An 11687-nucleotide genomic window follows, 5' to 3' on the forward strand; every position below is an offset into this window, starting at 1 on the left:
ATCAGTATTATTTCCTATAAGCACAGTGCGAGGGTGCTCATTATTTGTAAAACCTTAGTCAATAAATTGCACAAATATACAAAATCGCTGTTAGAACACAAAATTACCCTTTAAAATTTTTTAACTGCCCATATAAATGATAGAAGCAACGAAATTCATTGTTTTTATATGTGAATTTTCAAGCTCACTTTTAATTTATCTTTGAGATGCCTTGTTTCGATGAAACTTTTTCCTATTATTTTAATTGGTACGATTCTTGAAATTGCTGTATGGATTGGTGTAGCCCAGTTCATTAGCGGTTGGTACGTATTTTTCTGGTTTATCATTGCTTTTGTAATTGGTTTAAACTTATTGCGCTCAAGTACCGCAACAATTATGCCGCAATTACAACAAATGCAAATGACAGGAATGATGGGGAATGATCCTGCAATTGCCAAAAAAATGGCGACAGCATTTGCGGGTATTTTGTTGATGATTCCAGGTTTAATCACCGATGTCTTGGCGCTACTGGTTATTCTTCCACCTGTACAGAATGCAATTAAAAATGCAGGTATGAAATATATGGCGAAAAAGCAACAAGCCATGATGAACAATATGATGGGTGGAATGGGGGACATGGGTGGTGCTCAAGGTCAAAACCCATTTGCAGATTTGATGCGTCAAATGCAGGATATGCAAAACCAGCAATCTGGGCAACATCGTGATTCAACCATTATTGATGGTGAAGCGCATGAAGTTGAACCGCAGCATAAACAAATTGAATTGAAAGATATAAATAAAAAGTAAAATACAGTCTACGATGTTGAATAGAACGCCGAATCAATGATTCGGCTTTTTTATGCCTGAAATCATAGGGTCTGTGGACAATTCGTCTACGTTTGCGACTATGAGTTTTTTTAGGCGATACTAGGCACGAAATACGAAATTTAGTCATTCTAAATGATAAGAAACATCGTTTCGCAAGGTAACGACGTAGAGGCAAAAAACACGCTAGTCCCCGCTGCGCCTTGCGCTGCAAACAAAGCCGTGCTTTGTTCTTGCTCAGGGTTATGGCTAAAATTATCTCAGCCTTCGTTATGAAACTCGAAAATAGTCTCGCTATTCTCTTCATGCTTTACGACGTATACGTCTCATGCTCAATTTTAACCTACAACGCAAGCCATTTATGAAATGTCAACAAACCCTAAAGCAAGCATAATTTCTTAAACATATTTTTGATCAAACGATATAATCACTGAGTCACAATTTCTAAGATTTTATTATGTCGATGTTATTGACTATTTGTGCACTACACTTTGTTGCACAGTTGAGTCCTGGTCCAGATGTATTACTTGTCGCTAAAAGCTCAGCATCGACAACACGTGCCAATACTTTAAAAATCATTCTAGGCATCTCTGCCGGTGTGGTGGTATGGGTTGCTTTAACTTTGCTTGGTTTTACGGTTTTATTGGAACAATGGCCGTGGATTCAACAGGTCTTGATGCTGATCGGAGGCCTGTTCCTTGCCAAAATGGGCTATGCAATGTTGAGAGGCGGCATTGCAACACTTAAACAAAATACCAATTTAGATGGCGTGATCGAGCAGCCCCCTAAAAACTATTTTCTATTAGGGCTTTATACCAATTTAGCTAATCCTAAGATTGTGATTTATTTCAGTAGTGTTTTTTCATTGGCATTGAGTTCAACAGCAGGTGCAGATTTAAAACCGCAATTGGCAGTGATTATTCCCATTCAAACATTTTTAGTTTTCAGCCTATTGATGATGATCATGTCAATTCCTAAAATTAAGCGCATTTATCAAAAATCTGGAAGTTATATCGATATTGTTTCAGGAAGCTTTTTCTTATTATTTGCTATTTTCCTGTGGGTCGATGTTTTGAAAATGTTTTAATGGTCAGGATGTGGTTGAGATTTTAAAAGCTGTTCTTGTGACGGTTGATCATTGCGACTGTGGTTCGGATCTTGAGTGGTATACCGATGCGGATCTAAGGTTTTCATATTATTCTCAGATTGCGTGTATTTACGACTGCGATTTGCACGTTCTCTTAATCCGCCTTTTTTAATCAGCTGTACCAAAATAATCTCCAAAACAATTTCTTTCACTTCGTAGATTATAGCCTGAATCAGTGTGATACAGAATATTGAATGAATGATCCACAATTAGATAGTATTGATTTATAATCATTTATTTTTATTATATAAATTTAAGTTGTTGAATTTATATAAGAATATATTGAAACAAATTTGTCTTGTCAAAAGATGCGAATCATGTACACTAAAAAAAGAAACAGATTTTTTGCATTACATATATGGATATAATTGTAGTGTAATAATTAAAAACAATAATAGTGCCTAAAAGGAGATCTGAATATGATTCTACAATATCATTGTGCTTGTTGTGATGAAGCGGTCAGTTCAACACAAAAAGTTTGTCCAAAATGTGGCTCTCAACATATTAAAAGCCCATATGGATTATGGACGTTTTGTCTGGTTGCTTGTTTGATTGCAGCAGTAACGTTTAAAGTGGGGCATATTTATTTGCAAAATCACAATACAGAAACCCCAGCACAAGTTTCTTTATTGAGTGTGTTACAGCCAGATTCTAAATCAGATGGCCAATAATTCATGTACGTGTAGATGGTAGGTTTAATTGTATAAAGGTTTGATTTTTTAAAAACAATAAAATTAGATCATGCTAATGATTAAAATAAACTAACCATTAGAGCTGTTTTAAGTTATAAATATCGATAGAATATTTAACATATAGATATTCAGTGGAGTAGAGGAGGAAAAATTTTGAGGTATTCATCCCGATAGCATTAATTCAATAAAAAAGCTCGCATTTGCGAGCTTTTTTAGATTTAGATCTTAGGCTAGAATTACAAATTTGCAGAAGCTTTAAGCGCTTCAACTTTATCTGTCTTTTCCCAAGTAAATGCAGTATCTGAACCTTCTCGACCAAAATGACCATAAGCAGCGGTTTGCTTATACATTGGTTGAATCAAGTCAAGCATACGGGTGATACCGTATGGACGTAAGTCAAAATGCTCACGAACCAATTGGATAATCAATTCATCAGATACTTTACCGGTATTAAATGTGTTGATCGAAATGGAAGTCGGCTCAGCAACACCAATTGCATAAGACACTTGAATTTCACATTTATCCGCCAAACCTGCTGCAACAATATTTTTTGCAACATAACGGCCTGCATACGCTGCAGAACGGTCAACTTTTGATGGGTCTTTACCCGAGAAAGCACCGCCACCATGACGCGCCATACCACCGTAAGTATCTACAATGATTTTACGACCGGTTAAACCACAGTCTCCCACTGGACCACCAATCACAAATAACCCTGTTGGGTTGATGTGAAATTTAGTACCTGCATGGAACATTTCAGCAGGGATAATTTTTTTCACGATTTCTTCAATCACAGCTTCTTTAAGATTGGCTTGCGAAATTTCAGGATCGTGCTGAGTTGAAAGAACAACTGCATCTAAGCGAACAGGTTTGCCATTTTCGTAGGCAAATGTTACTTGGCTCTTTGCATCTGGGCGTAACCACGGTAGAGCGCCATTACGACGTAATTCAGCTTGTTTTTCCATTAAGCGATGTGCATATGAAATCGGTGCTGGCATTAACACATCAGTTTCACGGCTTGCATAACCAAACATTAAACCTTGGTCACCTGCACCTTGGTCTTCTGGTTTCTGACGGTCTACACCTTGTGCAATTTCAGGTGATTGTTTACCCACCATGTTAATCACAGCACAAGTTGAACCATCAAAACCTAAATCGGTATGGTGATAGCCAATTCCATTTACGGTATTGCGGACAATAGTTTCAAAATCGACATTTGCAGTCGTTGTAATTTCACCTGCAAGAACGACTGCACCAGTTTTTACTAATGTTTCGCATGCAACCCTAGCGTATGGGTCTTCTTTTAAGATTGCATCCAAGATAGCGTCACTGATTTGGTCAGCCATTTTATCTGGATGGCCTTCGCTCACAGATTCCGAAGTAAAAACAGCATACTCGCGCATGAAAGTCCTATCACAGTAATTTATAAAGACGCAATATGTTACATCGACTTCAGCCTGAGGACTAGCATTACCTGACTAAAATGCATGAATTAAATTCATTTTCATGTGTTTTTAATTGATATGCTCATGAGTAAAATTGATAAAAGATTGCGATTGGGTATTGTTTCTGGGCAAATCACCAAAAGTGTGGCAGTTTGAATTCAAGTTATCATGATTTTTTATCGCGTGAAACGCTTTAGCGAGATCTTGTTCTATTGAATAATGATCAGCATGAAATTTTTCAAAATTTAGACTGAATTGGATGGTGAAAGAATGTCCGAATGTAACTGCATCGCTTAAACATAATCAAATTTGTTTTGCTGATGTTGAGATGTTCGATGTGAATAAGAAAAAAGACCGTTTTTAACGTTGATTTAAGACTATTCAGTATATTTTTTAATTAATTTGCAACCTAAGCGGATAAATATAGACTTAAGTCTTTACCCTGATCGCTTTTTTTAAGACAATACATCCCAGTTTTTGAATTTTCTATTCATCTTCCTATATTTTAATTTATTGGACTCTGATTTATGACAACCCCGCTGAATGAACGTCGTATAGCTAACGCAATTCGTGTATTGGCTATGGATGCTGTGCAAAAAGCTAATTCTGGACATCCAGGTGCTCCAATGGGGATGGCAGATATCGCTGATGTCGTATGGCGTGAATTTTTAAACCATAATCCAAGCAACCCACAATGGGCAAACCGCGACCGTTTTGTATTGTCAAATGGTCATGGTTCAATGTTGCAATATGCTTTGCTTCATTTAACGGGTTATGATCTTTCTATTGAAGATATTAAACAATTCCGCCAGTTACATTCTAAAACTCCTGGTCACCCAGAATTAGGTTATGCACCAGGGATTGAAACGACAACAGGTCCACTTGGTCAAGGTGTTGCCAATGCTGTAGGTTTTGCACTTGCTGAGAAAACTTTAGCAGCACAATTTAATAAAGAAGATATTCAAGTTGTAGATCACTTCACTTACTGTTTCTTGGGTGATGGTTGCTTAATGGAAGGTATTTCCCATGAAGCATGTTCACTTGCTGGAACATTAGGTCTTGGAAAACTCGTTGTTTATTATGATGACAACGGTATTTCTATTGATGGTGAAGTAGAAGGCTGGTTCTCTGATGATACAGAAGAACGCTTTAAAGCTTATGGTTGGCAAGTACTTCGTGTAGACGGTCATGATGCAGATGCAATTCGAGCTGCAACAGTTGCTGCGCGTGCAGAAAGCTCGAAACCAACGTTGATTATCTGTAAAACGATTATTGGTTTAGGTTCGCCAAACAAACAAGGTAAAGAAGATTGCCACGGTGCGCCACTAGGTAATGATGAAATTACATTAACTCGTGAAGCATTGGGCTGGAAAGAAGAGCCGTTTGTTATTCCTGCCGATGTTTATACAGCTTGGGATGCAAAAGCAAAGGGTTCAGCCTCAGAAGCTGCTTGGAATGACGTTTTTGCAACCTATGCTGCAAAATACCCAACAGAAGCGGCTGAGTTAAAACGCCGTGTCAATGGTGACTTGCCAGCAGAATTTTTGGCACAAGCGGATGCTTATATTGCTGAAGTGAATGCAAAAGGTGAAACCATTGCAACACGTAAAGCAAGCCAAAATGCGATTCAAGCATTTGCCCCTTTACTACCTGAAATCTTAGGTGGTTCTGCTGACTTGGCTGGTTCAAACCTTACACTTTGGAAAGGCGCGAAAGGGGTTGAGTCTGATCCTGCGGGTAACTATGTACATTATGGTGTGCGTGAGTTTGGTATGACTGCAATTGCCAATGGTGTAGCATTGCATGGTGGTTTCATTCCTTATGTAGCTACATTCCTTATGTTTATGGAATATGCTCGTAATGCAGTTCGTATGTCTGCATTGATGAAACAACGTGTGATCCATGTTTATACCCATGATTCGATTGGTCTAGGTGAAGACGGTCCAACACATCAACCTGTTGAGCAAATTGCATCTTTACGTGGTACACCAAATTTAAATACGTGGCGTCCATGCGACACAGTTGAAGCGTCTATTTCTTGGAAATCTGCTTTAACACGTAACGAAGGCCCTACAGCGTTAATTTTCTCTCGTCAAAACTTACCATTCCAAACACGTACTCAAGCTCAGATTGAGAATGTTGTGAAAGGTGGTTATGTATTGGCTGAAGAAAAAGGTGAATTAAAAGCGATCATCATTGCGACCGGTTCAGAAGTTTCATTGGCGATGGAAGCATATGCACAACTTGAGGGTGTGCGTGTGGTGTCTATGCCATGTGCGGAAGAATTTGTTAAGCAAGATGTTGCATATCGTGAAGCGGTATTACCATCAAATATCCGTGCACGTGTTGCAGTTGAAGCTGGACATGTAGATTACTGGTGGAAATTTGTAGGTTTAGACGGCAAAGTCATTGGTATGTCAACTTACGGTGAGTCTGCACCAGCCAAAGATTTGTTCCAATTCTTTGGTATTACCACTGAAGCAGTTGTTGGCGCTGTAAAAGAATTGACAGCTTAATTCTTACATTGTTTAAATATAAAACGCCCCAACAGGGGCGTTTTTTTACCTTTGTTAAATCTTTTAAAATAACAGACAATGGCTTTTTTTCCTTAAAACTGAATTATTAATTCTAGGGTAACAAGCTGGCAACTTTTTAAAAGCGAAATGGCAGCGTAACAGCAACAGTTAGAATAAAACCCCATCCACCTAAATCGAAAACTTTTGATACTGCAAGAGATGCAAAAGCTTGGGCCAAAGAACTTGAGGTCACCTTGAAAAATGAAAAGGTGCAAAATTTTAAACATATAGTTTTTAAAGATGCTCTGATTGAATATCGAGAAAATGTATCTATAAATAAAAAAGGTGCATCCCAAGAAATCACCAGAATAAATTACATCTTTAAAAAATATGGACTGTTCAAAGGCTTTGATAAATGTAGATAAAGAAATGCTTGTTAAATGGAGGGAATTGCGTTTAGAAACCGTTAAGGAGGGCAATTGTTCGCCGTGATCTAATAATGTTTCAAGGCTTCTTTGCATGGTGCATAGAAACAAAAATATGGTTAGGTAGTAACCCACTCAAGGATGCGTCCATACCTAAATAATCAGAGCATAGAGAGCGTGTTATTGCTGATTGGATTAATGATGATTCAAAAGTCTTAATCCCCAAGAAGAACAAGCATTGTTGTGAGATATCAGACAATGAAGCAAGAGCAGTACGGCGACTGATCTTAGATATGCAAGGTCAATCTGAAGCATTGGATGAATGGCTGGATGCTATAGTTGATCGATATTTTTATAGCAGTTCATGGCCCCAAATGGTTATTAAATCAGGTACAGTGGATATGCCAGTTATTGCTCGCGCAGAAAGGGATGCTTGTTTTGATGTGAAGTGTGGCTTAGATGCATTAAATGTGAGGTATCCATTTATTCAATATAAAGCACACTGCTTGACCCTGCACAGGGTATATGGCATATTTCTTGTTATAGTGGGCAAAGTTATGGTAATCCGCTAGATATTAAGCTCACTTTTAAGTGGGCTTTTTGCTTTTTAGAAATACAAATAAAAACAGATATTATAATACTGTAGAAAAATTGGAAATTATATGAGTAAACGGTGAGATCAGTAACCTAAGACCACTTTTATTTAGATAATTTAAAACACTATACTTAACTGTTGTTTATTAAAAAAATTTATATTCAAATTATATGGAAGTTTATTTACTCATTTCTATTTACTTTAATACGCATGAATATTGAAATTTATCTATGTTGCTTTTATTTTAAAACTAGAAGATGGAATAATTATTTGATTTATATAGGTTAAATATTTTACATATATTCTTGTTAATTATTTATTCAGGATGAGACAAGCTCAAAATTATTAAAAGGTAAAAAGATGAAAAATATATTAAGTGGCTTAGTGCTAGCATTTATGTCTAATCATATATATGCGGCTGTAACATGTGGTACGTCAACATCAACACTTCCTACTTTAAATAGTGTTTATAAATCAGGTGAGTTTAGAATTTTCTACTCATCAAATCCAAGTAATGCTGATTATATACCAAATCAAACTGATCTTAATAATAATGGTATTCCAGACTATGTTGAAAATGTAGCAATACAAGCTAATGCGACTACAGAAGCTTTAACTAGCCTTAGATTTGTTCATCCTTTAAATAGTGAACGATACGCGGGTGCGGCAAAATTCATTGATATCCATTTAGCAGCTTTAACTGGCAATGGTGTAGCGTATGAAAATCCTTCAATATTTATTAATAAACCAACCAAAGAAGGTAAATGTGCTCTTAACATATATATTCGAAATAATATTGAGAGTTTTACTGGAGATTATTGGGTTACAGGAACGCACGAAATTTTTCATCTTTATCAATATGACTATAATCAATTTAAAGGTGGCTGGTACCTTGAAGGAATGGCTAAATGGCTGAAAGTCTTTTGCGATCGGGTACTCAAAATGGAGATGGCCTAACTCCATTGCCAAAAGAACAAAAAAAATTAACAGCAGAGGTTTATGAAGTACCATACAATCAATTATGGAGTCGATTAGCCGTACTTTCTGATACAACAAATGGTCAACTAAATCTTCCGCCAAATTTAATAAACCGAACATACCTAGATGGCACAAAGGTGTTTAAGGATGACAAGTTAAAAGGTTATTTATTTATTAAGAAAACTTTAGAAAATTTGAAAATTAAATCAGATCAAATTTCTTCACAAAATGGTTGGAATCCTCATAATTGGGACGAAATAGATCAGTCTAATCCTGCTAATAGAACATTAATGTTAAAGGCAATCCAAGATTCAATGTTGCAATTTGGGATGAATCAAACAACAGAAGAACAAGAATTTTTACTTTTACAGTAAGAATATGATTTTCAATAGTTTTAAATTTAAAGCTCACTTTTAGTGGGCTTTTTTATTTTCTAAAGCTTATAAATTATAATTCAATTAACAGGCTGAATTTAGTAGTATCGACCTAGAGTTCATTGCATTGAGATAATCATGAAAAATAAATATTTATTTCTATTTGTCATATTTATTTGTATTGGTTTTTTTATTTTATTAGTTAAAGGTGAATTACAATTATCTCAATCTGGCGGTATTGAAAAGGAATGTATAGGAGTAAATATTCCTGAGAGTGTAAAATATACAAAGTCCCGACAATATTGTACTTGTTTCAATAATCAGCTTAATTATAAAGATAGCAGTAGTGCTCAAAGTTTTTGTTTAAATAAAATTAACTAAAAATAAATTTTATCCGTCAAATAGTTTGATGGATTCACCATGACCGCCGAAAGGCGGTTTTTTATGTCAGGAGAAAATGAATGACACGTGAAGAACGCCAACATTATGTAGATGTAATTAAAGCCCTCTACAAAACCTCTATTTTAGTTGATGAAGTCAAATTTCAGATGAAGTAGTAGATATTGTAGATACAATTCTTTATGCAATTCGAAATTGCACTATGAATCTTGGCATTTTTATTTCTATTGTTAATGATGTTACTTCTGAAATAGACTTCTTTCATAACTCACTTTTACTCAGTTCTAAATTATAAATTCCTGCAATAAAATTGAACCTTAAGACAAACTTTTTCCATCTATTTCGATATCGCTCTGCAAGGATTTTGAAAGTCTTTAATGTTCCAAATACATGCTCAATCCCTATTCTTCTTTTATTAATTTCTCGATTATATGTTTTTAGTAAAGGATCTAATTCACAACGTTTTTTAGCCTTGCACGGTAACAAGCTATTGGGATATATAGTATAAATCCCTTGATAACCTTTATCTTCCAGAATAAATGAATTTGTTGGGACTAAATGCAGATTGCGTTTGAACAGTTCAAAGTCATATACAGCGCCTTTGCTCATGCATAAACTTAGTATTTGCTGAGTTTTACAGTGAATGATCGCTTGTACTTTAAGCGTATGAGTCTTTTTCTTACCACTATAGCTTTTTTTCTGTTTTTTTAGGCCTTTGAATTGGAGTTTCAGTAGCATCTACAATCACCACATTCCAGTCTATACCTTCACCTTCGGGGATATCTTTGGGTAAATTAAACAAACCTGACTGGTTTAAACTAACTTCAACTTGACGAACAATTCTGGAAGCTGTTGGCTCTGATACACCGTAACTTGCAGCAACATGAAATAAGGTTCGGTATTCTCTCCAATAGCTTAAACAGAGTAGTACTTGATCTTCAAGACACAGTTTCGGTGGTCTGCCTTTAGATGGAATTTGCATCTGCATTTGTTCAACCATTAGAGAAAATGTTGAACGAGATATGCCTGTATAACGCTTAAACTGGGAATCAGAAAGCTTTGTTAAGTTGAGATATTTCATATACAGATTATGCTTGAAAATCTTAAATTTTAATCTATTTTTTGACAAGTTCATCAATACTCAATAATGTAATTTTTTATTTATATATTAGTTTAAAAGTAATAATTGTTTATCCTTAATCAGATTGAACTTATAATTTTGCTTTATTTTTTTAGGATCAAAAGTGAAAATTTATAAGGGATTTCTTAATCTCATTGGTTGCACATGTTTAATCATCAGCTCTTCAGTGATAGCAAAAACAAGCATTAGTGTTTTTTCACCTAAAAAAGGTGTGATTTGTGATAAATATATTTGTGCTGATAAGAAAGGTGTATCAAAATCCCTTACGGCCAAATATTTAGGGACTAAGAAAGCGAGTAAAGCTTTTTCACAAAGCAATTTTGACACATCAGCATTTACACTTTCTAATGGGGTATTTTGTGATACAAATACAAAAAGATGTCATGTAGATCGATATTTTGAGAACGGACATAGGAGTAAAGTTGATAAAAGCATGACTGATAAGCTTTTTAATTATAAATAGTTCTTTGTCATAAATAACTTAAAGAGCTCGTCTAAAGGTGAGCTCTTTTATGATCGAAATGTGGAAATTAACCAATATAATATTCTTAGCAAAAAAGAAAACCATAAAATAAACCAAGAACAAGGCCGTTACAAAAGGCAAAGCAAATTTAATTTGAAGTTAATGGGCACAAATTGGAACAGATGAAATTTTCTGATTGAAAAGAACCCAATATATAGAAATTATTTTGAGTGAACATAAAATTTTAAAAGAAATAATCATTGAAATTTGTATATTCCCATGATTATGAAATCAATTATTCAATAAATTTTTGTTATCTGATATGAAACAAAATAAGAATGATTATCTACATCAAATTAGATATGATAAGGGCAACTATTAATTTATCAATATAGATGAAATTACAAAAGACAATTGTAGAAATTTTATAACTTTAAAGGACTATGGATTGCATATTTCAAAGATTGTATTTAAGAGTTGAATAAATAATACATGTAAGATTTTTATAATTATAAAACTGTTGATTACAGTTAATAAAGTATCAGAAAAATCATTATGAATTACATTAGTCGTCATAATTGATATAAATAAGACCAAAATTAAAACATAGAATTTGCTATTAAGATATTGATTTGTCATGAAAAACTCATTGTTTAATTGTTATATTGTAACATTTATCTCTAGAGACTTGTATATTAGATATGTCAT

At 34.8% G+C, this 11687-nt stretch carries 13 protein-coding genes; 9 read left to right on the plus strand and 4 right to left on the minus strand.

The genetic code is table 11. The annotated features are described in order from the left end of the window. Positions 1-219: 219 nt before the first annotated feature. Together ACG9ZL_RS07415 and ACG9ZL_RS07420 are read left to right on the plus strand one after the other, a co-directional pair. A complete protein-coding gene (locus ACG9ZL_RS07415; RefSeq protein WP_336954236.1) occupies positions 220-786 on the plus strand; it encodes an FxsA family protein in 567 nt (188 codons plus the stop codon). 475 nt (positions 787-1261) lie between these two features. Next, on the plus strand, positions 1262-1891 hold the full coding sequence (locus tag ACG9ZL_RS07420; protein WP_166782296.1) for a LysE family transporter: 630 nt from the start codon (positions 1262-1264) through the stop codon (positions 1889-1891). Here ACG9ZL_RS07420 and ACG9ZL_RS07425 read toward each other — a convergent pair. Next, the gene (locus tag ACG9ZL_RS07425) at positions 1888-2076 is read right to left on the minus strand and encodes a hypothetical protein (protein ID WP_336954290.1); all 189 of its coding nucleotides are present in this window, start codon (positions 2074-2076) and stop codon (positions 1888-1890) included. The genes ACG9ZL_RS07420 and ACG9ZL_RS07425 overlap by 4 nt on opposite strands. 294 nt (positions 2077-2370) lie before the next feature. Here ACG9ZL_RS07425 and ACG9ZL_RS07430 point away from each other — a divergent pair, with 294 nt between their 5' ends. Further along, positions 2371-2622 (plus strand): hypothetical protein, encoded by a 252-nt coding sequence (locus tag ACG9ZL_RS07430; protein WP_336954235.1) that lies wholly within the window; start codon positions 2371-2373, stop codon positions 2620-2622. Between the two features lie 257 nt (positions 2623-2879). On the opposite strand, the gene metK is transcribed toward ACG9ZL_RS07430, so the two are convergent. Continuing rightward, entirely contained in the window at positions 2880-4046 is a 1167-nt protein-coding gene (gene metK, locus ACG9ZL_RS07435) for a methionine adenosyltransferase (RefSeq protein ID WP_004719464.1), read from the minus strand. A 569-nt stretch (positions 4047-4615) separates the two neighbouring features. Between metK and tkt the strand changes: the two genes are divergently transcribed. From tkt to ACG9ZL_RS07460, 5 genes are all read left to right on the plus strand, one after another. Further along, positions 4616-6604, plus strand: a complete 1989-nt coding sequence (gene tkt / locus ACG9ZL_RS07440) for a transketolase (protein ID WP_419359594.1) — start codon at positions 4616-4618, stop codon at positions 6602-6604. Between the two features lie 718 nt (positions 6605-7322). Further along, complete coding sequence (locus ACG9ZL_RS07445) at positions 7323-7601, plus strand: hypothetical protein (RefSeq protein WP_336954232.1); 279 nt, start codon at positions 7323-7325, stop codon at positions 7599-7601. A gap of 383 nt (positions 7602-7984) precedes the next feature. After that, positions 7985-8581, plus strand: a complete 597-nt coding sequence (locus tag ACG9ZL_RS07450) for a hypothetical protein (RefSeq protein ID WP_419359596.1) — start codon at positions 7985-7987, stop codon at positions 8579-8581. Next, positions 8533-8976, plus strand: a complete 444-nt coding sequence (locus ACG9ZL_RS07455) for a hypothetical protein (protein ID WP_419359598.1) — start codon at positions 8533-8535, stop codon at positions 8974-8976. The genes ACG9ZL_RS07450 and ACG9ZL_RS07455 overlap by 49 nt, the downstream gene beginning before the upstream one ends. Before the next feature lie 138 nt (positions 8977-9114). Further along, positions 9115-9357: a hypothetical protein gene (locus ACG9ZL_RS07460; RefSeq protein WP_336954229.1), complete on the plus strand. Its 243-nt coding sequence runs from the start codon at positions 9115-9117 to the stop codon at positions 9355-9357. 279 nt (positions 9358-9636) lie between these two features. Here ACG9ZL_RS07460 and ACG9ZL_RS07465 read toward each other — a convergent pair whose 3' ends face one another. After that, positions 9637-10113: a transposase gene (locus ACG9ZL_RS07465; protein WP_419359600.1), complete on the minus strand. Its 477-nt coding sequence runs from the start codon at positions 10111-10113 to the stop codon at positions 9637-9639. After that, positions 10061-10456, minus strand: a complete 396-nt coding sequence (locus ACG9ZL_RS07470) for a transposase family protein (RefSeq protein ID WP_419359602.1) — start codon at positions 10454-10456, stop codon at positions 10061-10063. The genes ACG9ZL_RS07465 and ACG9ZL_RS07470 overlap by 53 nt, the downstream gene beginning before the upstream one ends. Before the next feature lie 193 nt (positions 10457-10649). Here ACG9ZL_RS07470 and ACG9ZL_RS07475 point away from each other — a divergent pair, with 193 nt between their 5' ends. Then, complete coding sequence (locus ACG9ZL_RS07475; protein ID WP_419327821.1) at positions 10650-10979, plus strand: YcgJ family protein; 330 nt, start codon at positions 10650-10652, stop codon at positions 10977-10979. Positions 10980-11687 lie beyond the last annotated feature (708 nt).

Source organism: Acinetobacter legionensis, assembly GCF_048551735.1.
Lineage (GTDB): Bacteria > Pseudomonadota > Gammaproteobacteria > Pseudomonadales > Moraxellaceae > Acinetobacter.